Origin of the sequence: Pseudoalteromonas undina (assembly GCF_000238275.3) — a bacterium.
Taxonomy (GTDB): Bacteria; Pseudomonadota; Gammaproteobacteria; order Enterobacterales; family Alteromonadaceae; genus Pseudoalteromonas; species Pseudoalteromonas undina.
In genome coordinates this window covers 169670-193976 of record NZ_AHCF03000002.1, presented here as the reverse complement: position 1 = coordinate 193976, position 24307 = coordinate 169670, and the positions used below count along the sequence as shown (strand labels likewise).

At 41.1% G+C, this 24307-nt stretch carries 19 protein-coding genes; 12 read left to right on the top strand and 7 right to left on the bottom strand.

Annotated elements, in window-relative coordinates; translation table 11 throughout:
* Positions 1-5: 5 nt before the first annotated feature.
* Positions 6-1253, bottom strand: coding sequence for a cystathionine gamma-synthase (gene metB / locus PUND_RS01480; RefSeq protein WP_010390422.1), 1248 nt, complete (start codon positions 1251-1253; stop codon positions 6-8).
* Positions 1254-1451: 198 nt separating this feature from the next.
* Between metB and metJ the strand changes: the two genes are divergently transcribed.
* A complete protein-coding gene (metJ, locus tag PUND_RS01475) occupies positions 1452-1772 on the top strand; it encodes a met regulon transcriptional regulator MetJ (RefSeq protein WP_008115021.1) in 321 nt (106 codons plus the stop codon).
* A 71-nt stretch (positions 1773-1843) separates the two neighbouring features.
* Here the strand turns inward: metJ and PUND_RS01470 are convergent, their stop codons facing one another.
* Together PUND_RS01470 and rpmE are read right to left on the bottom strand one after the other, a co-directional pair.
* Positions 1844-3085: a malic enzyme-like NAD(P)-binding protein gene (locus PUND_RS01470; RefSeq protein ID WP_010390420.1), complete on the bottom strand. Its 1242-nt coding sequence runs from the start codon at positions 3083-3085 to the stop codon at positions 1844-1846.
* 524 nt (positions 3086-3609) lie between these two features.
* A complete protein-coding gene (rpmE, locus tag PUND_RS01465; protein WP_008115018.1) occupies positions 3610-3825 on the bottom strand; it encodes a 50S ribosomal protein L31 in 216 nt (71 codons plus the stop codon).
* 230 nt (positions 3826-4055) lie between these two features.
* Here rpmE and priA point away from each other — a divergent pair, with 230 nt between their 5' ends.
* From priA to PUND_RS01440, 5 genes are all read left to right on the top strand, one after another.
* Positions 4056-6239, top strand: a complete 2184-nt coding sequence (priA, locus tag PUND_RS01460; RefSeq protein ID WP_010390416.1) for a primosomal protein N' — start codon at positions 4056-4058, stop codon at positions 6237-6239.
* A 20-nt stretch (positions 6240-6259) separates the two neighbouring features.
* Positions 6260-6787, top strand: a complete 528-nt coding sequence (locus PUND_RS01455; RefSeq protein WP_010390413.1) for an SPOR domain-containing protein — start codon at positions 6260-6262, stop codon at positions 6785-6787.
* 81 nt (positions 6788-6868) lie between these two features.
* Positions 6869-7387, top strand: coding sequence for an ATP-dependent protease subunit HslV (gene hslV / locus PUND_RS01450; RefSeq protein ID WP_010390410.1), 519 nt, complete (start codon positions 6869-6871; stop codon positions 7385-7387).
* A gap of 12 nt (positions 7388-7399) precedes the next feature.
* The gene (gene hslU / locus PUND_RS01445) at positions 7400-8728 is read left to right on the top strand and encodes an HslU--HslV peptidase ATPase subunit (RefSeq protein ID WP_010390408.1); all 1329 of its coding nucleotides are present in this window, start codon (positions 7400-7402) and stop codon (positions 8726-8728) included.
* A 61-nt stretch (positions 8729-8789) separates the two neighbouring features.
* A complete protein-coding gene (locus PUND_RS01440) occupies positions 8790-9164 on the top strand; it encodes a gamma-butyrobetaine hydroxylase family protein (protein ID WP_010390405.1) in 375 nt (124 codons plus the stop codon).
* A gap of 71 nt (positions 9165-9235) precedes the next feature.
* Here PUND_RS01440 and PUND_RS01435 read toward each other — a convergent pair whose 3' ends face one another.
* Positions 9236-11116, bottom strand: a complete 1881-nt coding sequence (locus PUND_RS01435) for a methyl-accepting chemotaxis protein (protein WP_010390403.1) — start codon at positions 11114-11116, stop codon at positions 9236-9238.
* Positions 11117-11515: 399 nt separating this feature from the next.
* Between PUND_RS01435 and rraA the strand changes: the two genes are divergently transcribed.
* On the top strand, positions 11516-12013 hold the full coding sequence (gene rraA, locus PUND_RS01430) for a ribonuclease E activity regulator RraA (protein ID WP_008465762.1): 498 nt from the start codon (positions 11516-11518) through the stop codon (positions 12011-12013).
* Between the two features lies 1 nt (position 12014).
* Positions 12015-13064, top strand: coding sequence for a formimidoylglutamase (locus PUND_RS01425; RefSeq protein WP_010390401.1), 1050 nt, complete (start codon positions 12015-12017; stop codon positions 13062-13064).
* 7 nt (positions 13065-13071) lie between these two features.
* Here the strand turns inward: PUND_RS01425 and PUND_RS01420 are convergent, their stop codons facing one another.
* Both PUND_RS01420 and hutI read right to left on the bottom strand, forming a co-directional pair.
* Positions 13072-14796, bottom strand: coding sequence for a GGDEF domain-containing phosphodiesterase (locus PUND_RS01420; protein WP_010390400.1), 1725 nt, complete (start codon positions 14794-14796; stop codon positions 13072-13074).
* A 57-nt stretch (positions 14797-14853) separates the two neighbouring features.
* Positions 14854-16101 (bottom strand): imidazolonepropionase, encoded by a 1248-nt coding sequence (gene hutI / locus PUND_RS01415; protein ID WP_010390398.1) that lies wholly within the window; start codon positions 16099-16101, stop codon positions 14854-14856.
* A gap of 110 nt (positions 16102-16211) precedes the next feature.
* Between hutI and hutC the strand changes: the two genes are divergently transcribed.
* From hutC to hutH, 3 genes are read left to right on the top strand one after another with little or no spacing between them, the layout of a single operon-like run.
* Positions 16212-16940: a histidine utilization repressor gene (gene hutC / locus PUND_RS01410; RefSeq protein ID WP_010390397.1), complete on the top strand. Its 729-nt coding sequence runs from the start codon at positions 16212-16214 to the stop codon at positions 16938-16940.
* An 18-nt stretch (positions 16941-16958) separates the two neighbouring features.
* The gene (gene hutU / locus PUND_RS01405) at positions 16959-18638 is read left to right on the top strand and encodes a urocanate hydratase (protein ID WP_010390396.1); all 1680 of its coding nucleotides are present in this window, start codon (positions 16959-16961) and stop codon (positions 18636-18638) included.
* Positions 18635-20167, top strand: coding sequence for a histidine ammonia-lyase (gene hutH / locus PUND_RS01400; protein WP_010390394.1), 1533 nt, complete (start codon positions 18635-18637; stop codon positions 20165-20167). Before hutU ends, hutH begins: the two co-directional genes overlap by 4 nt.
* On the opposite strand, the gene PUND_RS01395 is transcribed toward hutH, so the two are convergent.
* Positions 20164-20934, bottom strand: coding sequence for a Rossmann-fold NAD(P)-binding domain-containing protein (locus PUND_RS01395; protein ID WP_010390392.1), 771 nt, complete (start codon positions 20932-20934; stop codon positions 20164-20166). The two genes, hutH and PUND_RS01395, sit on opposite strands and share 4 nt — an antisense overlap.
* Positions 20935-21542: 608 nt before the next feature.
* On the opposite strand from PUND_RS01395, the gene secA reads away from it, so the two are divergent.
* Positions 21543-24251, top strand: a complete 2709-nt coding sequence (secA, locus tag PUND_RS01390; protein ID WP_010390391.1) for a preprotein translocase subunit SecA — start codon at positions 21543-21545, stop codon at positions 24249-24251.
* Positions 24252-24307: the final 56 nt, after the last annotated feature.

Below are 24307 nucleotides of genomic sequence, written 5' to 3'. Positions count from 1 at the left end.
AGGCACTACCATAACGCCGGATGCGCCGCGTTTAATTTTGCTGAACCAAATGACTCACTAGCACCATTTTTTGCAGCTAACGCGTTATCTGCTTGCCCGGGGCGAACCAAATTAAATACCCTGTCTAAATCAGCAAGTAAGTCTTTTGCATCTTCAATACCCACCGAAATACGAATAAGCGTATCACCCACCCCAGCCTCTGCACGAGCAGTCGCCTCCATGCCTGCATGGGTCATGGTTGCGGGGTGACAAATCAAACTTTCCACTCCGCCTAATGATTCCGCCAAGCTAAATTCATTTAAGCGCGTTAAAAACGCTGCAGCATCGTTTATATCGCCTTTGATATCAAAACTAACCATTGCACCAAAGCCAAACTGCTGCGCCTTAGCAAGCGTATGTTGTGGATGTGATTCAAGACCTGGATAGTAAACCTGAGCAACAAACGGGGAGTTTTCTAAATACTGTGCAATAGCGAGTGCGTTTTCTTGGTGTTGCCTCAAACGCACGTTTAACGTGCGCAAACCTCTGAGAGTTAAATAGCTATCAAATGGTGCCCCTGTAATACCAATATTATTTGCCCACCATGCCAGTTCTTCGCCAAGCTCAGCGCTAGCCGCAATAACCGCACCACCAACAACATCTGAATGACCATTGATATATTTAGTAGTGGAGTGAACCACAATATCAGCACCAAATTTAATCGGATTTTGCAAAGCCGGCGATAAAAATGTGTTATCGGCAGCAACGAGTGCACCACACTGCTTAGCAATATCGGTAACCGCTTTAATATCAGTTAATCGTAAAATTGGATTACTCGGTGTTTCAATCCAGATCAGCTTAGGCTTTATAACAAGAATATGCGATAAGCTTTCGCTTTTAGTGAAATCGACCACTTCTAGCTTTAATAAGCCGCGTTTTTCCAGTGAAGTAAATAAACGATAACTGCCCCCATAGCAATCGTGAGGGATCACTAATGTATCTTCACTATTTAATAATTGGGTTGTTAAGTGAACAGCCGCCATGCCCGTTGCGGTAATTATACCTTTAGCCCCGCCTTCAAGTTCAGTGAGCGCCTCAGCCAAAATGTCACGGTTAGGATTACCACTGCGGCCATAATCATATTGGCGCTTGGTATCAAAGTCAGCAAATGAGTAAGTGGTTGATAAATAAAGCGGTGGAACAACCGCACCATGCTGTTTATCGGCTTCTATTCCAGTACGAACAGCAATTGTTGCCTTATTTTTTTCACTCATTTTCGTCACCTTTACTATTTTGGATGTTTAGACGTCTAAAAGGTAGCGCATGCAGTTTAAGATGTCAAAACATTTAAATGTCCAGATAGCTAAATAACTAGTATTTGACTATCTTTTTTAAACCGATAGAATTTCACGCATATTTACACGCTTTGATGCTGTGTGAGCAATTTATAATCTGAGGCAACGATACATCTTATGGCTAAATGGAATGGTGAATATATTCACCCATACGCAGAACACGGGAAAAAATCCGAACAAGTAAAAAAGATCACCGTTTCGATCCCGCTAAATGTATTAAAAGTATTAACCGACGAGCGTACCCGTCGTCAAATAAACAACTTACGCCATGCAACAAATAGTGAGCTTTTATGCGAAGCGTTCTTGCATGCGTTTACAGGGCAACCGCTACCTAATGATGATGATCTACGTAAAGACAACGCAGAAAAAGTACCTGAAGAGGTGAAGAAAATAATGCAAGAAATGGGACTAGAAGTGCCTATTTTAAATGAAGACTAAATTTCTTTATCTGTGTTATAAAAAAACCTCAGCAAATGCTGAGGTTTTTTTGCGTTAATTTACACTTAAAATTACGCCATGTAATTTTCTGGCATATCAATTTGTGCCACACCCGAATCAACTGCAGCTTGAGCAACGGCTTTGGCGATACGAGGCAGTAAGCGCGGATCCATAGGTTTTGGTATAATATATTTAGCACCAAACTCTAATTTATCGATACCTGCAGCAGTCAGTACTTCAGCCGGAACTAGCTCTTTAGCAATACTGCGAATTGCCTCTACAGCAGCTATTTTCATTTCATCGTTTATTTCACTTGCGCGTACATCTAGTGCGCCGCGGAAAATAAATGGAAAACAAAGTACGTTGTTAACTTGGTTCGGATAATCAGAGCGGCCAGTCGCCATAATAAGATCGTTGCGTGCAGCATGTGCTAATTGCGGATCAATTTCAGGATCGGGGTTTGAACATGCAAATACAACTGGGCGGTCAGCCATTAACTTCAAATCATCGGCGGCTAATAAATTAGGGCCTGATACACCAACAAACACATCGGCATCTTCAATTACGTCCTGTAAAGTACGTTTATCCGTGTTGTTTGCAAATAATTGCTTATATTCATTTAAGTCATCACGACGTGTATGAATAACACCTTTACGGTCTAACATATAAATATGTTCACGCAGTGCGCCACACTTAATTAAAAGCTCCATACAGGCAACAGCTGCAGCGCCGGCACCTAAACACACGATAATCGCATCTTCAATTGCTTTACCTTGTACTTCTAGCGCATTTAGCATACCCGCAGCCGTTACAATTGCCGTACCATGTTGATCATCATGAAACACAGGAATGCTGCAACGTTCTATAAGTGCTTTTTCTATCTCAAAACATTCTGGCGCTTTAATATCTTCTAGGTTGATACCACCAAACGTGTCTGCAATATTCGCAACCGTGTTGATAAAGTCTTCGGTTGTGCGGTGCTTAACTTCTATATCAATTGAATCTAGGCCTGCAAAACGTTTAAATAATAATGCTTTGCCTTCCATTACTGGTTTTGAGGCCAGAGGGCCTAAATTACCTAAGCCTAAAATTGCGGTGCCGTTAGTAATAACCGCAACCATATTTCCTTTACCAGTATACTTATAGGCATTTGCTGGATCAGCGGCAATTTCACGAACAGGTTCTGCAACACCTGGGCTATATGCGAGCGCGAGGTCTTTAACCGTCTCAGCGGGCTTGGTCAGCTCAATACTGATTTTACCTGGAACGGGATGGGCATGGTAATGTAGTGCTTGTTCACGAAAATCTGACATAACGCGATTATATCCTGCAATTTAAGTTAAAGTGAGAGGTAGTTTTATTCTACGATACCTTTATTATTTTTAAATTCCAAGCAATATCAGGTCTATCCTGTTATATGCTAGAACTCTTAATTTTAAGTGATTTATCAGCAACTTCCCTAGATTATCCTGACATTTTTAAAATATAAATTCGTCATAAAAATGAAAATTACTGGTCGTTTTTACCCTTATTCAATATTTATGAAATACTCTTTTCAGTCTTAAATTAAAATAGTGAAATACCGAACTTTGTTTAACTTTAAATACAAATAACTTCACGTTAACTACATTTAAGTACCATATTTAAAGTGTAACAAATAAAAATATAGAGAATATTGGCAATTTTGTCTGCAAATGTTTATGCATATTCGGAATAAGAACAGGAAATAGTTATGCAAAAATAATAAATACAAAACTGTTATAAAAATGGAGGGATAAGTGAATTTTAGGCACAAAAAAAGCACCCTAAGGTGCTTTTTTTACATAGAAACAAAAAATTATTTTTTGCTGCTAAGTGCACCGAAGCGCTTGTTGAAGCGATCAACACGGCCGCCAGTGTCTAAAATCTTTTGCTTACCAGTGTAAAACGGGTGACACGCAGAACATACGTCTAAGTGAATGTCTTTACACAAAGTAGAACGAGTTTCGAATTTGTTTCCGCATGAACAAGTTGCAGAAATTACTTCGTACTTAGGGTGAATACCTTCTTTCATAGGAACCTCTAGTTAAGGCCGCATCGCTCTCCAAACCCGAAGTCTGGCACCATACGTCGTTAAAACAAATTTATTGGTCGCGAATTTTATCCAACAACCCGCACGCACACAAGCTTTAATTATTCTTTTTACTAAAAAGTCGGCAAACACCTATTGATTACTGATTTGTCGGTAGGCTTTTAATACTATTTTTAGTACATTAGGCTATTAGGTTTCTTAGTTGAGTTGTTATGTGTTTTGTTGAAGTTGCAATAAAAGTCCCCTTACCTCGCACCTTTGATTATAAAGTGGATGAGCAATTAACACCGCTGACTCAATTGCAGCCTGGCATGCGCGTACTCGTCCCTTTTGGCAATCAACGAAAAGTAGCGGTTATCCTTAGTTTAAAAACCGATACAGAAGTTCCTGAAGGCAAAATCAAATCTATTATTGAAGTAATTGATAATTCGCCGGTGTTATCTGCGCAACATTTGGAGCTGCTGAAGTTTACTGCGCGTTATTATTGTTATCCACTAGGTGAAACTATTCATATTGCACTCCCCAATGCGCTGCGCCAAGGTGAATGCCCTGATAAAACCAGTATAAATATGCTGACGTTAACTGATAAAGGGGCGCTTTTACCATCTTTAAAAGCTAAAACACAGCTTAACTTGCTTAAGCAATTATCTGCATCGGGTAAGTCATCATTAACGGAACTAAAAGCTCTCGGGTTTAATAAAAAGACTATTGATAGCCTGTTGGCAAAAGAGTTGATAGTGCAAACCATTGAACATGACAATCAATGGCAACATGCCTCTCCTACTGTGGGCACTAAGCCTCGCTTAAATAAAGAACAAGCGATTGCTTGCACAGCTATTAATCAAAGCACCGGTTTCAATAGCTTTTTACTTGAAGGTGTCACTGGTAGCGGTAAAACAGAAGTTTACCTACAGTGTCTTGAAGAGGTGTTAAAGCGTGGAGAGCAAGCGTTAGTACTTGTTCCTGAGATAGGTCTAACACCGCAAACAGTGAATCGTTTTAGGCGCCGCTTCCCTGACACGCCAATTATGCTATGGCATTCAGCGCTCACCGATAACGAGCGCCTGCAAACATGGCGGTTTTGTGAAAAAGGCAGTTGTGCCATCGTTATAGGTACTCGTTCGAGTATTTTTCTGCCCTTTTTAAAACTCGGGATGATTGTGGTTGATGAAGAACATGATGCTTCATTTAAACAACAAGATACTTTACGCTATCATGCACGTGATTTAGCAGCGTATCGTGCTTATCAGCATAACATTCCGCTTATTTTAGGCAGTGCGACTCCCGCATTAGAAACACTGCACAAAGCAATTAATAACAAATACCAGTTACTCACATTAAGTGAGCGAGCACAAACTGCCACCGATAATCAATTTAAGCTTCTCGACATGAAAGGTCAGCCTGATCAAGCCGGTATTGCCCATGCGAGCCTAGCGATAATGCGCCAGCACCTGAATAAAGGTAAGCAGGTAATGGTATTTTTAAACCGCCGTGGTTTTTCGCCTACTTTAATATGTCATGAGTGTGGTTGGTTAAGTGAATGTAATCGCTGCAGCACGAGTGCAACCTTTCATAAAGCCATCGGTCAGATGATTTGCCATCACTGTGGTGACCAATATCAAGTACCGCATCAATGCCCTGATTGTGGTAGCACGCAGATATTTCCTAACGGTAAAGGCACTGAACAAATAGAAGAATTTTTGAGTACTGAATTTAAAGACATCCCAATTAGCCGAATAGACCGCGACTCTACGAGGCGCAAAGGCAGCCTTGAAAAAGCATTGGATGAAATAAACCAAGGTGGCGCACGCATTTTAGTCGGTACGCAAATGCTGGCCAAAGGCCACCACTTTGCGGATGTAAGCTTAGTACTTATTTTAGACGTAGATAGTGGTTTATATTCGTGTGACTTTAGGGCAACAGAACACCTTGCTCAATTAGTGACACAGGTTGCAGGTAGAGCGGGACGTTCTGGTGAACCCGGTGAAGTATTATTACAAACACACTTCCCTGAGCACCCGTTATTACAAGATTTAGTTAATAACGGCTATCAAGATTTTGCCCGCTTTGCGCTCACTGAGCGCAGTGACGCGCAGTTACCACCCATCACCAGTATGGCGATAGTTCGTGCACAGGGACATAACATTAAGCAAGTCGTCGACTTTCTAACGGATTTGGTTCCTGTCAATGGGGTATCTGGTATACAATTGCTTGGACCTATCCCTGCGCCTTTAGAAAAGATTGCGGGGATGTATCGTTTTCAATTACATATTCAAGCGCAAGATCGACGCATTTTACACCCGTATCTTGCACAAATGGTTAATTATCTCAGCACCAGTAAACTAGCTCAAAAAGTTCGCTGGAGTTTAGACGTAGACCCTACAGACATGATTTAGGTAAGGCCACACATAACACCATGGCACAGCACGATTATATTAATAAAAAACCAAAAAATAGAAAAAACACCAAACAAGAACCGGCTAAAAAACCTTTTCCGCTGTTATTAACTTTCATTGCACTAGTACTTGTGGGTGGTTTCGCATATGGACTCTGGTTTGTTAAAAATAATGCCGATCCTGATCTTGTTGAAAAACAGGCAAACCCAACAGCCGAAAAACAAGTAGAAATAGCTAAACCGCGGCCACCTAAATTTATTAAAGAAATTAAAGAGCATGAAATTCAAGTTGAAGTGAAAGAGCTTGAACAAAAAGGCCCGTATGTTATGCAGTGTGGTTCATTTAAAACGCATCAACAAGCTGAAACCTTAAAGGCTAAAATAGCCTTTGCAGGGCTAATTTCAGAGATCAAAAAAACCACAGGTACTAATGGTATTTGGTATAAGGTGCGTTTAGGGCCTTATGAAACCAAGCGCCAAGCAGAAAGTGATAAGAACAAACTAAAACGAATTAATATCGTTGGCTGCGGAATTTGGGGCTGGACTTGAATTTAAACCATTCACCCATATAACCTCTTCATAATCGTTTTTTACGCGCTGCCCCCTTGCAGCGCGATGATGAGGAATAACATGACTACAATCGTAAGTGTACGCCGTGATGACAAAGTTGTTATTGGTGGTGACGGCCAAGTCTCTCTTGGTAATACTGTAATGAAGGGCAATGCCCGAAAAGTTCGACGTCTTTATAATGGCAAAGTAATCGCTGGTTTTGCTGGCGGTACTGCTGATGCCTTCACCCTTTTCGAACGTTTTGAAAGCAAATTAGAAATGCACCAAGGCAATCTAACTAAAGCGGCTGTAGAAATGGCTAAAGATTGGCGTAGCGATCGTGCCTTACGCAAACTTGAAGCCCTGCTAGCTGTTGCTGATGAAACTGCCTCATTGATCATCACTGGTAATGGTGACGTCGTACAACCTGAAAACGACCTGATCGCAATTGGCAGCGGCGGAAACTTTGCACAATCTGCTGCAACCGCCTTATTAGAAAATACCGACTTAAGTGCCCATGAAATTGTAGAGAAAAGCCTAACAATTGCTGGCAACATCTGTGTATTTACGAATAACTTCCAAACTATCGAAGAATTGTAATAGGAACTCGCCATGTCTGATATGACCCCAAGAGAAATTGTTCATGAGCTAGACCAACATATTATTGGTCAAGCAAAAGCAAAAAAAGCGGTTGCTATTGCCCTTCGTAATCGCTGGCGCCGTATGCAGTTAAACGAAGACTTACGCACAGAAGTAACGCCAAAGAATATTTTAATGATTGGCCCAACTGGTGTAGGTAAAACAGAAATTGCGCGTCGTTTAGCAAAACTTGCTAATGCCCCTTTTATCAAAGTTGAAGCCACTAAATTTACAGAAGTCGGTTATGTAGGTAAAGAAGTTGAAACTATCATCCGTGATTTAGTTGATGTTTCAATTAAAATGACTCGTGAGCAACAAACTAAAAAGTTTAAACACCGTGCAGAAGAAGCTGCAGAAGAGCGTATTTTAGATGTATTACTGCCTCCAGTGAAAGATCAATACGGTGAAGTTCAGCGCGATGAAAACTCATCAACACGCCAATCGTTTCGTAAAAAATTACGTGAAGGCCAGTTAGATGACAAAGAAATTGATATTGACTTAGCGCAAGCCCAGCCGAATGTTGAAATTATGGCTCCTCCTGGCATGGAAGAAATGACCAACCAGCTACAGGGTATGTTTCAAAATATGGGTGGTGATAAACGCACTAAACGTAAGCTTAAAATTAAAGAAGCGTTTAAATTACTTACCGAAGAAGAAGCCGGTAAATTAGTTAACCCTGAAGAATTGAAAGAGCAAGCAATTTTTGCGGTAGAGCAAAATGGCATTGTGTTTATTGATGAAATAGACAAAATCTGTAAGCGTGGTGAAGCCTCAGGCCCAGATGTAAGCCGTGAAGGTGTACAACGTGATTTATTACCGCTTATTGAAGGCTCTACGGTTAATACTAAGCATGGCATGGTTAAAACTGACCACATGCTATTTATTGCCTCAGGTGCATTCCAAATGTCTAAGCCATCAGACATGATCCCGGAGTTACAAGGCCGTTTACCTATTCGTGTTGAACTTGAAGCACTCACAGCCGATGACTTTAAGCGCATTTTAACTGAGCCACACGCATCACTTACTGAACAACAACGCGAGCTACTCAAAACAGAGCAAGTCGCTGTTGAATTTAGCGACGATGCAATTGAGCGAATTGCTAAAGCCGCGTGGCAGGTTAATGAGAAAACCGAAAACATCGGTGCTCGCCGTCTGCATACTGTTATGGAAAGATTAATGGAAGAAATTTCATATGATGCTTCTGAAAAAGCGGGTTCAAGTTTAGTTATTGACGCTGCCTATGTTGAAAAGCACCTAGGTGCGCTGGTTGAAGATGAAGACTTAAGCCGCTTTATTCTTTAACAGCCGTTTAATGTATACTAAAAGCCTCCAGCATGGAGGTTTTTTTGTAAGTGAGATGACGATGAAACAAGTAACTAAAGTGCACTATCATAGTGTAAGTAAAAATTTAGATGTGTTTTTTGATGATCATTCAGAGACAACCTTCAGTGCGGAGTTTTTACGGGTACACTCTCCCTCAGCCGAGGTTCAAGGCCATGGCTCTGAACCTATGAAGTTGGTACTTAATAAACAAGCTGTGGCTATTAAAACCATTACACCCGTAGGGCATTACGCATTACGTTTAGAGTTTGACGATGGTCATAATAGCGGGCTATTTAGCTGGCAATATTTTGCTAAGCTGCAGGCTGAGAAAGCGAGCTTGTGGGACACATATTTAGAACGTGTTAAACAGTATGAAGATAACAAAGACAGCGTACCAATAAAATTTGTACCTTAGCGCCAGTGGGGATGCTTCTGCTTAGTTAGTAAGAAAAAAGCGGCAATTAAGCCACTTTTTTCTATGGAAAGTTATACTTTATATTTTGAGATTGCTTGATGAAGCACCCTTGATTGCTCAGATACCTCTTCACTGGTTTGCGCATTAGTTTGTGAGTGAGCGGCAGCTCCTTCAGCAATATCTCGAATACGGACTACATTTTTATTAACCTCTGATGCTACCTGACTCTGTTCATCAATAGCAGTGGCTATATGTGTACTCATTTCCATAATCGTTTGCACATCAACAGTGATTGCTCCTAGCAATTCACCCGCTTTTGTTGCTTGTGTTGCACTCTCACCACCCTGAGTACGACACTGATGCATAATACTCACTACCTCTTGGGTACGCTGTTGTAAGGTGTTAATAATACCTTCAATTTCGCTAGTTGACTCTTGCGTGCGTTGTGCAAGTGAGCGCACCTCATCTGCAACAACCGCAAAACCACGACCTTGCTCACCCGCTCTTGCTGCTTCAATAGCCGCATTTAGAGCCAGTAAATTAGTTTGTTCTGCAATGGCACGAATTACATCAAGTACAGAGCCAATGGTTTCACCATCTTTTTCTAGCTGTGACACCACGCTAGAGGCCTTACCAAGCGAATCAGACAAAGCATTAATATGTTTAATGGTTGACTCTACTTCAACTTGACCTTGTTGAGCACTTACATTGGTTGATTCAGCTTTTTTAGCTGCAGCTTCTGTATTATGTGAAATATCTTGAATCGTTGCTTGCATTTCTGTGGCTGCCGTTGCCACCATGTCCGCTTCATGCAATTGCTCTTGCATGCCAGAACTAGTTGCTGAGGTTGTTTCAGATAAGTTACCCGTTGCTATATTAAGCGTTGTCAGAGCAGTATTTACTTCATAGATAAGATCTTTAAAGTCGCTAATCAAGCTATTAAAATCTATGGTCATCCTAGTGACTTCATCTTCTCCTTTGTGCTCTATGAATAAGCTTAAATCATTGTTTCGTCTTATCTTGTCAATAGTTTGATAAACTTTCTCAATAGGCTGAATTATTGAGCGGCTAGTTAAATACACAAGGACCATAACAATAATACTGGCAGCTATAAATATGGCTATTGCTAATAATTGCGCCTGCTGAGCTGTCTCACTCACTTGCTTTTTAGTGGCCGTAGTAATGGCAGTAACCACATCATCACTTTTCTTAACACTAACTCTCATTTTCCCAAGAGCACCCGAATCTAAATCAACCCCTAAGGCGACTTGTGCATCGACTAGTGCGGTAAATTTGCCTTGGTAATTAGTCATTAATGAGGTTAATTGATTGCGTATATTACTAGGTATTTCTGCGGTATTTATTTGTTGTTTTAACTCATCACCCAATTTATTAAATCGGTCTAAATATTTGGTATCTAAACGTAACATAAAGTCTTTTTCAGCACGGCGTAGCTGCAGCATAGTAGTAAGTAATTTATAATTATTTTGCTGGTTCAGCAGTGTTTCAATGTTGTGTACTGACTCACGCAATTCGCCATAGAGTGCATCTTTAGGGTGTAAACCTATCTTTCGCTGTAAATTAACAACAACTTGAAAGTCATCATAATACTGCTTTGCAAGCGCCTCAAATTGGTTAACCTGAGCAATGGCAATATCTAAATCGTTTGATAAAACAGATAGTTTCCCCAGTTTTAGCTGAAGCTGTTTATATTCATTGGTGAATAAATCTAAGCTATTTTCATCTTTATAAAATAAAAAATCTTTTTCATATTTACGCATCGAAAGCTCATGCACATCAAGCTCTTCGGCGTATTGAATTGTTTCATTTAATTTAAGCATTACACGTGCTTCATAAATGATAATGCATAGCATGACAATCATTGCTAAGCCAACAACTAGGGCATTTAGTTGCAAACGGCGTTTTATCGTCAGATTTTGTAAAAAATTCATTGTAAATACCTATATTAAATTTGCCAGCGCAGTATAACGTGATGCTTCATTTTATTTAAATCATTAAGTTTGAACAAAATAAAAGGGGTCGCCGGTAAAATTTAACCATTTACAAACTCCTTTTAAACAAATGGACAATATTAAACCATTGGCCTAACCACAGTATTACTCAATTTTACAACTCTTGCCACTGAAGAGGAAAAGTGCAACTGCATCAAAGATGCAATACACCTGTTTGTAATCTTGTTGTGAATAAATGACAAGTTTATGAAAGAATTATTATTCTTATAGTTGATTTAGTTCTAATTATGGCTAAATTTACTGCGATTAAGTCGTTGTTATTGCCTATAAGGAGGGTATACTGAGTTACTAACTTATGTATCTTTTGAGGATAAAATAATGGATTACAGCACTTCTGATTTATGTGACCACTTTGCTGATGTGGTTGACGTGCTTGAACCTATGTTCATCAACTTTGGTGGTCGACACAGTTTTGGTGGCCGCATTAAAACGGTAAAATGTTTTGAAAACAATGAACTGATCCGCCAATTACTTTCTCAAGATGGTACTGATCAGATTTTACTTATTGATGGCGGCGGCTCAACTCGCAGAGCATTAATCGACATTGAGCTGGCTGAGCTGGCACTAGAAAACAATTGGCAAGGCATTATCGTATATGGTGCATTACGTCACGTTGATGAGCTTGAAGAACTTGATTTAGGGATCCAAGCTATTGCATCAATTCCTGTTGCAGCAGACAGTGAAGGCGCGGGCGAAAGCGGTATAGGGGTTAATTTTGCTGGCGTATCATTTTTTGATGATGACTTTGTTTATGCCGACAGTACAGGTATTGTACTTTCTGCTGAAGAATTAGAGCTAGAAATAATAGAACTTTAGTGTGACTGTTCAGCTTAAAATATATAACGAAAGCACGGTAAAGGAAATTTGCTCTGACCGTGCTGGAGAGCTAAAAGCATGGCAGTCGATGGCATTACTCGATGCCCGCGACAATATCCAACAAGCGCTTGCTGATGCCGTACAATTTGGTATGCGCTTTGTCTTACTCGGCATATGTGAAGACATTGGACCGAGAGCCAACCTAGGAAAAGGCGGTGCACAGTATGCTTGGCCTGCTTTTTTACAACAGTTTTTAAACCAACCTCACAATAATGCCATCGCTATGCAAAAAGTGTTACTGCTTGGCGAAGTCAACCTCGACGATTTAATGCAACAAGCCCAACCGCTTGATAATCATAATCCAAACGACTTAGCCCAATTGCGTAAGCTGTGCGCTGAAGTAGATGAGCGAGTTGAAGCAATTTTAGACATGGTTTTTAAAGCGGGCCTTGAACCTATTATTATTGGCGGCGGACACAATAACTGTTTGGGTATTATTCGCTCGCTTGCCAAACATAGCCATAGCGCAATTAACGCGATTAATTTAGATCCTCATGCCGACTTTCGTGAGTGTGAAGGTAGGCACAGTGGTAATGGGTTTCGCTACGCTTACCAAGAGCAGCTGCTCAAGAATTACCATGTTATTGGCTTACATGAGCTAAAAAACAATCAGCCTATTTTTGATGCTATGCAGAGCGCTAACTTTAGCTACACAAGCTATCAAACAATTAATGTGAAGCGAGAAATAAACTTAACAGAAGCAACCACCCATGCACTCCAAAGGTTTGATAACGCACCGCTAGGGATAGAAGTTGATTTAGATAGCTTAACCAATATGCCTGCAAGTGCCTTTAATTACTGTGGTTTTGATGTCAGCGATGGTGAGCATTATGTTTACTTAGCTGCAAATGATCCGCGCAGTGCTTATTTACACTTATGCGAAGCAGCACCTTCACAACACTCTCATTCTATAACTGCAGGTAAATTACAGTGTGGCCAAGTGATCAGTGCTTTAGTTAATACCTATTTACAAACAAAACTAAGCATTTAAAACACACTTAAAGTTCTTGTGCTTCTAACCATTGCTTAAACCAACTCATTAATCCTAAACTGCTCAATGGGTGTCCAAAATAGTATCCCTGTGAAGCATAGGCTTTTAGACTTTTTACAAACTTTAGTTGATCGAGTGTTTCAACACCTTCAAAAATAACTTTCGTCTGTTGCTGGTTATGCATTTCAACCATGCCACCTACTAAACTACGTATATTATTTTGATTACTAAAGTCTGCAGTTAATGCAGGCGATACTTTAATATATTCCACCGCTAAACTAGGTAACTTAGAAAGTAATACAGGGTTGTCACCTAAACCATCAACACACACTTTTAAACCTAAACTATTAAGCCTTGCAATCATGGCTCTGCCTTTATCATCTAAGCTAGTAAAAATATGTAGCGGACATTCTAAAATTAAATCACCAGGCCTGAGTTGATGCTCACCAATAACCCCATAAACAAAATCCACAAACTCTTCGTTGAGCATTTCCGGACCAAATAAATTAACACTTAAAGGTACCGACATTCCTTCCATACGAAGTGCCATGGCAAGCTCTCCAGCACGTTCAATAACAAAGGTAGCGAGTGAGTAACCAAGCCCTGCAATTCTAATATCATTGATAAATCGACTCGCCGACAAAGTCCCTTGAGTTGGATGCTGCCAACGTAATAGCAATTCTAAAAATTCGATTTGGCCATCACTATTTCGAATCACAGGTTGAAAAAACAGTTCAAACTCATCAGCAAAACTGATATTCGCCAGCTCAGTTAATCGCGCTTGCTGCTCTAAGTGCTCAACCGTCATCTGCTGATGATAAGCCACTATTTGTTTATCAGGTCGGCTATCAAGTGCCAAGTAAGCATGACTGATTAACTCATCAAAGCTACTGCTTTGCTGCTCACAATGTACATAACTGGCTCTTACTTTTACTTCAATCGTACAATTAGCTACATTGAATGGCTTTAAAGTCGCGCCAATAATTTGCTTTATAAGCTGTTGATGTAAATGATTATGGCTTTGTAAATCACAAATAAATGCAAAGTTTAACCCACCCAAATGCGCTAACTTAGCCTGCTCGTCAAGATAAAACACTTCATCACTATTTAATAAGTCTTTTATTCTATTTGCCGACTGAGACAAGAGTAAATCACCAAAATCTCGGCCAATGTGTTGATTAACCTGCGCAAAGCCCTCCAATCTTAAAACAATAAGTGCAGCTCTGAATGAATCTTCATTAATAAGCTCATTATATTTTTGACGTAACTGTTGTTTATCAGGGAAGCTAGTTAAAGGTGAGTTTTCAACATACACCTCAGGGTCGGTTTGCGGCTTTAAGGGTGGAGCAATCTGAGGTGCATTATCCATTGAAAAGCTACTGCTACTGAGCAGTAAAATTGGAATAAGTAACCAAGCTAAATGTAGCGTAAAAAAGAGGTAACCAATAAATAATAAAGCAAGTAACCCTGTTGCACAGGCACTAACAAGTAATGGGAGTTTTTGCTTTAGTAAATTCGCTTGATATAAATGAAAACCAAACCCCAGAGCCAATAACACAACAAACCAAGGAATGGCAGTACTAACCATAGCTAAACCAATCAGCCCGGTGCATAAAAGGATGAGTCTTATTACGTTACTTTTAACGGTTAACAATACAGCAACCATTGCCATTAAAAGCGCACCACTTAAAAATATAGCTAAATTACTGTAGCTCAATAACGTTCCATCCATAGCTGAGGTACTCACTGACATTAAATAAAACATGGGTTTAAGAGTTAAGTCTTATAATTAGCTAAGTTTACCCAATATCCATAAATTTAACAGTTTATTTACTCCAAACTGATAACTTAATTGTGCTGGATGCTCAATTTGCCAATGTGCTATATCAGCGCGAGCACCTACTTTTAATACGCCTCTATCAGTAAAACCAAGAGCCTGAGCTCCGTGTGCAGTGACTCCCATTAATGCTTGCTCTGGAGTAAAATTAAATAATGTACAAGCCATATTCATCATTAATTGCAAAGAACATAACGGTGATGTGCCGGGGTTAAAATCACTGGCAATTGCGATGGGAACCTTGTATTTATTTAACAGTTCAATCGGAGGGTATTTCGTTTCTTTTAAAAAATAAAAAGCACCGGGCAGTAATACCGCCACAGTACCTGCATTTGCCATAGCTTTAACACCGGCTTCATCAAGATATTCCAAATGATCGGCCGACAAACCATTATATTGCGCCACCAGCGCAGCACCTTGTTGATTGGATAACTGCTCAGCATGACACTTAATTGCTAACCCCAGCTTTTTAGCCGCATCAAATACTCGCTGCGTTTGCGCATAACTAAAGCCAATATCCTCACAAAACACGTCAACCGCATCGACTAAATCATGTTCAACAAGTGTGTTGAGCATTTCATTACACACTAAATTTATATAATCATCACTGCGATTTTTAAACTCTAAAGGCAATGCATGCGCGCCTAAAAAGGTATTAATGACTTCAATAGGATGATGTTGATTTAAAAGCCTAGCGACTTCTAATATTTTTTTCTCATTTTCTATATCAAGCCCGTACCCTGACTTAATTTCTACCGTAGTGACACCTTCAGCTAGCAGTGCATTTAAACGATCTTTTGCTGCTACAAATAATTGTTCGTGGTCAGCCTCTCGGGTTGCTTTAACTGTACTTGCAATCCCACCCCCTTGCGCGGCAATTTGCTGATAACTTACCCCCTGTAAACGCTGCTCAAACTCCTGTGCACGAGAACCGGCAAACACTAAGTGAGTATGGCAATCCACTAAACCCGGAGTTAACCACTGTCCTTTGATACTTACTACCGGAGTGGCTAATACATCAAAGTCAGGCAACTCAGTTTGCTTACCTAACCATGCTATTTTGCCATTTTTAATTGCTAAAGCCGCATTTTCTATCGCTCCATAAGGCGCATCAATGTTGCTATCCATAGTGGCAATATTGGCATCGGTGAGTAATAAATCGATATCATTTAACTGTTCTGTGGATTCTGTAGCTTGCATAAGTCTCTCCGCGATAGTGTTCAAACGAGTTTAAAAACACATCTTGTATATACAAGATGATTATGCCATCTTACTAGGTATTGTTTATTTTTAATATACTAAAAATATTTATGCCAGCACCTAAGTTTACGCAAATAAAACAATTTATTGTGGACAAAATACGCAGTGGGCTTTGGCTTGAAAACCAACGTGTCCCTTCAGAAAATGAACTAGCAAAACAATTTACAGTAAGCAGAATGACCGCACGTCGGGCACTTAGCGAACTCACTGATGCGGGCATTTTAACCCGTAGCCAAGGCCTAGGAACGTTTGTAGCAAGCTTCAAGTCTCAGTCGTCATTACTTGAAATAAAAAACATCGCCAATGAAGTAAAAGAGCGAAACGGAAACTACAGCTGCACAGTGCAAGTATTAGAATCGATTAATGCCGTCGCGCCAATTGCAATTGCTTTGGGTGTAGAGGTAGATAGCGTGGTGTATCGCAGTGTCATTATTCATAATGAAAACGACAGTCCCTTGCAAGTAGAGGAGCGCTTTGTAAATCCACCCCTTGCAAAAGATTATTTACAACAAGATTTTACCGCACTTACCCCGCACGAATATCTCTCAACAGTTGCCCCTTTAACGCAAGCGAGGCATACGGTAGAGGCTATTACGCCAAACAGTGAAATGTGCCAATGGCTTAATTTATATAATGAAGAGCCCTGTTTACAAGTAATACGCCGCACATGGTCGGTAAACGGAATTGTTAGTTTTGCACGGCTTATATCGCCGGGCAGTAAGTATCGCTTGGGCGGACAATTAACATTTAAAAATAATAATAAAGCGCATAACACTTAAATTTAACAGGAGTGAACAATGGATCATCGACTGGACACACAACGCACAATTCGCGCACAGCATGGTAATCAAATATCTACAAAAAGCTGGCAAACCGAAGCAGCTAAACGCATGCTAATGAATAATTTAGACCCTGATGTTGCCGAGCACCCTCAAGCTTTGGTGGTGTATGGCGGGATTGGCCGTGCTGCCCGTGACTGGCCAAGCTACGACAAAATAATTGAGACGCTTGAGCGCCTTGACGATGACGAAACCCTATTAGTGCAATCAGGTAAACCGGTGGGGGTATTTAAAACTCATAGCAACGCACCGCGGGTACTAATTGCAAATTCTAACCTTGTTCCGCATTGGGCTAACTGGGAACATTTTAACGAGTTAGATAAAAAAGGCTTGATGATGTACGGCCAAATGACCGCTGGCTCTTGGATTTATATTGGCTCTCAAGGCATAGTGCAAGGCACTTACGAAACCTTTGTAGCTATGGCAAAACAACACTTTTCAGGCGATGCCAAAGGTAAGTGGGTGTTAACAGGTGGCCTGGGAGGAATGGGCGGTGCACAACCATTAGCTGCAACCATGGCAGGCTTTAGTGCCTTAGTGGTGGAATGTGATGAAAGCCGTATCGATTTTCGAATAAAAACAGGGTACGTCGACGTAAAAGCCACAGATCTTGAGCATGCATTAAAATTAATAACCGATGCCTGTGTCAAAGGTGAAGCGCTTTCTGTGGGTTTACTTGGTAACGCGGCTGATGTTTTTAGTACCTTAGTAAAAAGTGGTATTACTCCCGATATAGTCACCGATCAAACCTCAGCCCATGATCCGCTTAACGGCTACCTACCACAAGGTTGGAGTATGGAGCATGCAGCAAAAATGCGAATCGATAATCCACAAGCAGTGGTGAAAGCAGCCAAACAATCAATGGCAGTTCAAGTAACAGCGATGTTGGCACTACAAGATGCAGGCGCAGCAACTACCGACTATGGCAACAATATTCGTCAAATGGCGCTCGAAGAAGGCGTAGCAAATGCATTTGATTTCCCTGGGTTTGTACCTGCTTATATTCGTCCATTATTTTGTGAAGGCATTGGCCCATTTAGATGGGTAGCACTCTCAGGCGATCCCGAAGATATTTACAAAACAGACGCAAAAGTAAAAGAACTAATTCCTGATGATAAGCATTTGCATAACTGGCTTGATATGGCGCATGAGCGAATTCAATTTCAAGGATTGCCTGCACGTATTTGTTGGGTTGGCTTAAAAGACCGAGCGCGTCTAGCGGTTGCCTTTAATGAAATGGTTAAAAACGGTGAGCTTAAAGCACCGGTAGTTATTGGCCGCGATCATCTTGACTCAGGCTCAGTAGCTAGTCCTAATCGTGAAACAGAGAGCATGCAAGATGGCTCCGATGCAGTCTCTGATTGGCCTTTATTAAATGCCCTGCTCAATACCGCAGGCGGTGCTACTTGGGTATCGCTTCATCATGGCGGTGGTGTAGGTATGGGCTTTAGCCAGCATTCAGGTGTGGTTATTGTTGCCGATGGTACCGATGAAGCAGAGCAACGCCTTGCAAGAGTGCTTTGGAATGATCCTGCTACCGGTGTGATGCGCCATGCCGATGCCGGTTATGACATTGCAAAAAATTGTGCACAACAACAAAACCTAGACCTACCTATGCTTAACAAGGATAAGTCATGATTTCATACACACTTACACCGGGTCAGCTTGAATTACATACCTTAAGAAAAATTAATCAATCGGCCGTAGATTTAACTTTGGCAACTGAGGCCGCTACACAAATAGCAGCCAGTGCCCAGACCGTTCAAGACGTAATAAACGAGCAGCGTACTGTATATGGTATTAATACCGGCTTTGGTTTATTAGCCAATACAAAAATAGCGAATGATGAGCTAGAACTATTACAACGCAGTATTGTGCTTTCACACGCTGCGGGCATTGGCGAATTAATGGATGACAGCACGGTCAGATTAATGATCACCCTAAAAGTAAATTCTTTATCACGGGGTTATTCTGGTATTCGTCTAGCAGTCATTGAGTTTTTTATACAGCTACTTAAAAATGAAGTCTACCCATGCGTGCCTAAAAAAGGCTCAGTGGGCGCATCGGGCGATTTAGCCCCCCTTGCTCATATGTGCCTGCCTTTATTAGGTGAAGGGAAAATGCGCTATCAAGGAGAGCTAATAAGCGCAGAACAGGGGTTAAAAATTGCAGGGCTAGAGCCACTGACATTAGCTGCTAAAGAAGGCTTAGCACTATTAAATGGCACACAGGCCTCTACTGCATTCGCACTGCAGGGCTTATTTAGAGCAGAAGATTTGTACGCACAAAGCTGTGTTATTGGCTCTATAAGTATTGAGGCCGCCATGGGCAGTCGCGCACCGTTTGATGCTCGTATTCATGAGGTTCGTGGTCAAAAAGGGCAAATTGATACCGCGCACGTATTTAGAGAGCTATTAAGCACCCACTCACAAATTAGTGACTCACATATTAATTGTGAAAAAGTACAAGACCCTTATTGCCTGCGCTGCCAACCGCAAGTACTTGGTGCGTGTTTAACCCAAATACGCCAAGCCGCCGAAGTATTACTGTGTGAATCAAACGGGGTAACCGATAACCCACTCGTTTTTGCCGATGTGGGGGATATTATTTCAGGTGGAAACTTTCATGCTGAGCCCGTTGCTATGGCCGCTGATAACCTTGCAATTGCCATTGCCGAAATTGGCGCCTTAGCTGAGCGACGTATTGCCCTACTGATTGACTCTAATTTATCAAAATTGCCGCCATTTTTAGTTGAAAACGGTGGGGTAAATTCAGGGTTTATGATAGCTCAAGTAACCGCAGCTGCGCTCGCCTCTGAGAACAAGTCACTAGCACACCCAGCTTCGGTAGACAGCTTACCGACCTCAGCTAATCAAGAAGACCATGTCTCTATGGCAACTTTTGCTGCTAGGCGCTTAGTTGATATGGCTAATAATACGCAAGGCGTGTTAGCCGTTGAGTGGCTAAGTGCTTCTCAAGGGCTAGAGTTTAGAAAGCCGCTACATGCGTGTGAACAGGTGGAGCATGCTAAGGCGCTGCTACGCCAACATGTTAGCTATTACGACAAAGACCGCTACTTTGCCCCCGATATTGAAGCGGCCAACAGACTACTAAGTGAAGGTAAGTTGTGCGACTTTATAAAAAATTCGCCCTTACCTTCTTGTTAAATACCATACTGATAACTAAAACCCAGCGCTTCTATCGCTGAGCCAATAACTTTGCGCTCAGCGACTTCATCACTACTAAAGCTTGGCATTTGTGTGCCATACAGCTCACACTTTTGTGCATAATAATCTGCTTTGCTCGGGTGCGCAGGGTTAACTACATTATAAATGCTTTGCCCTTGTGACCAATTGTTAAGTACCGCATAAATGGCATTGATCACATCTTGTTGATGCACCATGTTCACCACTTGCTGACTAGAGGTGTTGAGCTCTTTACCTGCCACAAAACGACCCGGCTCTCTGTTTGGCCCCAACAATCCGGCTAATCTTAGAACTTTACCTTGCTGCTCAAGTACTTGCTCTTCAGCATCATAAAGCTTTATTTGTCGCTCGTTAGTGCCAGATATATCGCTACTTTCACTATAAACTCCAGGCTCTTGATCATACACCCCAGTCGATGAGCACAATAAAAAACCTTTGCAATTAAGTTCAGTTGCCAGCTTTAACCCATGCTCCAGCACTTGCGAATAATCACTTTCGCTGTCACGACTGCGCGGAGGTATAGCACACACCCAGTACGCGTTTTGTAAATCCACTTGGTGCTGCAGCTCGCCGTTTTGTAAAACAAACTGACGCTCAAAATCAAATTGATGGGTGTCACTACGATGAGTTCCTTGCACTTGCCAACCTTGTTTTTGTGCATCAATACATAAGGCTTGGCCAAGCCAACCAGCACCAAGGACTACTAAGTTATCTTTGTTGGTTTGCACTTTATTACCCTTTTATTAAACTCAAACAACGTGTTATGTAGCAATAAAAAAGATGACTAACTCTATGCTACTAAAAATAATATTAGCAAACGCTGGTTACAGAAGATATTAACATACACCTTTTTTACGATTAATAACCTCTTTAATGATAAAGCTTCCGTGCATACACATCTGCCGATAAACCGCATAACTTAAGTGACCTACCGAGAGTAATTAATAAAATTATTGCTCAATTTAAGGATTAAAAAACGATAGCGACAAACAAGGCATTTAAGGGTGAAATTTAAGCGCTTTGCTCTTGTTTTTAATTTATTCAACACCATATCTTTAAGGCATTTCTAATCAACTTTAGCTACATAATGCTATTTTTATGAGCGAGATCTCATTTTTCTGTTTTAAATGAAGATCTTTTTATTGAGGTAGTTTGATGTTTAGCAGAGTCTGGTATAGTAGCGCAGGTAATAAACAGTGCTTTTTAAGCAGCTTAATACAAAATTGCTAATTAATGTGTCCTAAAGGTTAATTCAAAGAATACATTAATTATCAATTGTAAAAAATGGGTTAGCCGATGCACGGCTAGCAAAAAAACACATTGTAACGGTTTTATCATGATATCTAATTTATTTACCAAGATTTTTGGTAGTCGCAATGACCGCACTATTAAAAACCTAAGAAAGACGGTCGCACTGATCAATGCACTTGAAACGCAACTAGAAGCGCTTTCAGATGAAGATTTAAAAGCTAAAACAGCTGAGTTTAGAGAACGTTACGATAACGGACAAAGCCTAAGCGATATTCTACCAGAAGCATTTGCTGTGGTACGTGAGGCGTCAAAGCGTGTAAACGGTATGCGTCACTTCGACGTGCAATTATTAGGTGGTATGGTTTTACAACAAGGCCGTATTGCAGAAATGCGTACTGGTGAAGGTAAAACCCTAACCGCGACACTTCCAGCATATTTAAATGGCTTAACAGGTAAAGGCGTTCATGTCATTACCGTAAATGACTACTTGGCTAAGCGTGATGCTGAAACCAACCGTCCACTATTTGAGTTTTTAGGCTTAACCGTTGGTTGTAATGTTCCGGGCATGATGCCACAACAGAAAAAACAAGCTTATGCAGCTGACATCACTTACGGTACCAATAACGAGTTTGGTTTTGACTACCTACGTGACAACATGGCATTTAGCATTGATGAGCGCGTTCAACGCCCATTATTTTATGCCGTAGTGGATGAAGTGGATTCAATCCTAATTGATGAAGCGCGAACGCCGCTTATTATTTCAGGCCCAGCTGAAGACAGCTCAGAGCTTTACACTGAAATAAATACCATTGTTCCTTTACTTGAACTACAAGAAAAAGAAGATGAGGAAGGGATTGAAGGTGATGGCGATTTCACTATCGATGAAAAATCTAAGCAAGTTCACCTAACTGAGCGTGGGCAAATAAAAGTTGAAGAGCTACTTACAGAGCGCGGCTTAATTGAAGAAGGTGATTCACTGTACTCAGCAGCGAGCATCACGCTACTCAGTCACGTTTATGCAGCTCTTCGTGCGCACAAGCTTTACCAAAAAGATGTTGACTACGTTATTAAAGAAAACGAAGTTATCATTATTGATGAGCACACAGGTCGCTCTATGGAAGGACGCCGTTGGTCAGAAGGTTTACACCAAGCTGTAGAAGCAAAAGAAGGTGTGAAAATTCAAAACGAGAACCAAACGTTAGCTTCTATTACGTTCCAAAATTACTTCCGCTTGTACGAAACGCTAGCAGGTATGACTGGCACAGCCGATACAGAAGCGTTTGAGTTTCAGTCTATCTACGGTTTAGACACAGTTGTTATGCCAACCAATAAGCCAATGATCCGTGATGATCGCGCAGATTTGGTGTACCTAACGCAAGAAGAAAAGTACGAAGCCATTTTAGCAGACATTAAAGACTGTCAAGAACGTGGTCAGCCAGTACTTGTAGGTACTATCTCAATTGAAAGCTCTGAGTACTTGTCGCAGTTTTTACGCAAAGAAAAAATTAAGCACAATGTACTTAATGCTAAATTCCACGCACAAGAAGCAGACATTGTTTCTGATGCGGGCTTACCAGGCACAGTCACCATTGCCACCAACATGGCCGGTCGTGGTACCGATATTGTACTTGGTGGTAATTGGAATAGTGAAGTTGAAAAACTTGAAAACCCAACTGACGAACAAATTGCCGAAATTAAAGCCGCATGGAAGATTCGCCATGACGCAGTAATTGATGCCGGCGGTTTACACATTATTGGTACAGAGCGTCATGAATCACGTCGTATTGATAACCAATTACGTGGTCGTTCTGGCCGTCAAGGTGATGCCGGTTCAAGCCGTTTCTACCTATCGATGGATGATGCGTTAATGCGTATTTTTGCCGGTGAGCGCATGACCAACATGATGCGTAAACTAGGTATGCAACGCGGCGAAGCCATTGAACACCCATGGGTTAACCGCGCAATCGAAAACGCCCAGCGTAAAGTAGAAGCACGTAACTTTGATGTGCGTAAACAGCTACTTGAGTACGATGATGTAGCAAACGATCAACGTCGTGTTGTTTACTCTCAACGTAACGAATTGCTTGAAGAAGGTGATATTTCAGAAACGATTACCGCTATCCGTGGTGATGTGCTCGCGGGTGTAATTGATCAATACATTGCCCCACAAAGCTTAGCTGAAATGTGGGATGTCCCAGGGCTTGAAGAGCGCTTAAAGCAAGATTTCCTAATTGAGTTACCAATTACTCAGTGGTTAGCTGATGACAATAAACTGTACGAAGAAAAACTTCGTGAGCGTATTGAAGAAGCGGTTGAACAAGCTTACAAGCAAAAAGAAGAAATGGTCGGCGATTCTGTACTTCGTCAGTTTGAAAAAGCCATTATGCTTCAAAGTCTTGACCAACATTGGAAAGACCACCTTGCTGCAATGGATCACTTACGCCAAGGTATTCACTTACGTGGTTACGCACAAAAGAATCCTAAGCAAGAATACAAACGTGAGTCGTTTGAGTTATTCTCTGAAATGCTAGAAAACTTAAAAGTCGATGTGGTCGGTATTTTAAGTAAAGTGCAAGTTCGCGCTGAAGAAGATGTTGAAAAAGTAGAAGAGCAACACCGTAAAAGTGAAAATGCCCCTCGCGAATATCAACATGAAGAAGCAGAACACGTAGGTGGTGAAGCACCGCAAAGCGCTCAGGTTATGGCGCGTAGCGAGCCAAAAGTTGGCCGTAACGATCCATGTCCATGTGGTTCAGGTCAAAAATACAAACAATGTTGTGGTAAATTAAAATAACACCACTTTGTTACGTTAGATAAAAAGCGACGCTTGCGTCGCTTTTTTTATGCTAT

Bases quoted from the DNA above. Each gene is read 5' to 3' on its own strand.
- metJ (WP_008115021.1), top strand. From the start codon at position 1,452: ATGGCTAAATGGAATGGTGAATATATTCACCCATACGCAGAACACGGG.
- rraA (WP_008465762.1), top strand. From the start codon at position 11,516: ATGGATTACAGCACTTCTGATTTATGTGACCACTTTGCTGATGTGGTT.
- hslU (WP_010390408.1), top strand. From the start codon at position 7,400: ATGTCTGATATGACCCCAAGAGAAATTGTTCATGAGCTAGACCAACAT.
- secA (WP_010390391.1), top strand. From the start codon at position 21,543: ATGATATCTAATTTATTTACCAAGATTTTTGGTAGTCGCAATGACCGC.
- hslV (WP_010390410.1), top strand. From the start codon at position 6,869: ATGACTACAATCGTAAGTGTACGCCGTGATGACAAAGTTGTTATTGGT.
- priA (WP_010390416.1), top strand. From the start codon at position 4,056: ATGTGTTTTGTTGAAGTTGCAATAAAAGTCCCCTTACCTCGCACCTTT.
- metB (WP_010390422.1), bottom strand. From the start codon at position 1,253: ATGAGTGAAAAAAATAAGGCAACAATTGCTGTTCGTACTGGAATAGAA.
- PUND_RS01455 (WP_010390413.1), top strand. From the start codon at position 6,260: ATGGCACAGCACGATTATATTAATAAAAAACCAAAAAATAGAAAAAAC.
- hutU (WP_010390396.1), top strand. From the start codon at position 16,959: ATGGATCATCGACTGGACACACAACGCACAATTCGCGCACAGCATGGT.
- PUND_RS01470 (WP_010390420.1), bottom strand. From the start codon at position 3,085: ATGTCAGATTTTCGTGAACAAGCACTACATTACCATGCCCATCCCGTT.
- PUND_RS01435 (WP_010390403.1), bottom strand. From the start codon at position 11,116: ATGAATTTTTTACAAAATCTGACGATAAAACGCCGTTTGCAACTAAAT.
- PUND_RS01440 (WP_010390405.1), top strand. From the start codon at position 8,790: ATGAAACAAGTAACTAAAGTGCACTATCATAGTGTAAGTAAAAATTTA.
- rpmE (WP_008115018.1), bottom strand. From the start codon at position 3,825: ATGAAAGAAGGTATTCACCCTAAGTACGAAGTAATTTCTGCAACTTGT.
- hutH (WP_010390394.1), top strand. From the start codon at position 18,635: ATGATTTCATACACACTTACACCGGGTCAGCTTGAATTACATACCTTA.
- hutC (WP_010390397.1), top strand. From the start codon at position 16,212: ATGCCAGCACCTAAGTTTACGCAAATAAAACAATTTATTGTGGACAAA.
- PUND_RS01420 (WP_010390400.1), bottom strand. From the start codon at position 14,796: ATGGATGGAACGTTATTGAGCTACAGTAATTTAGCTATATTTTTAAGT.
- hutI (WP_010390398.1), bottom strand. From the start codon at position 16,101: ATGCAAGCTACAGAATCCACAGAACAGTTAAATGATATCGATTTATTA.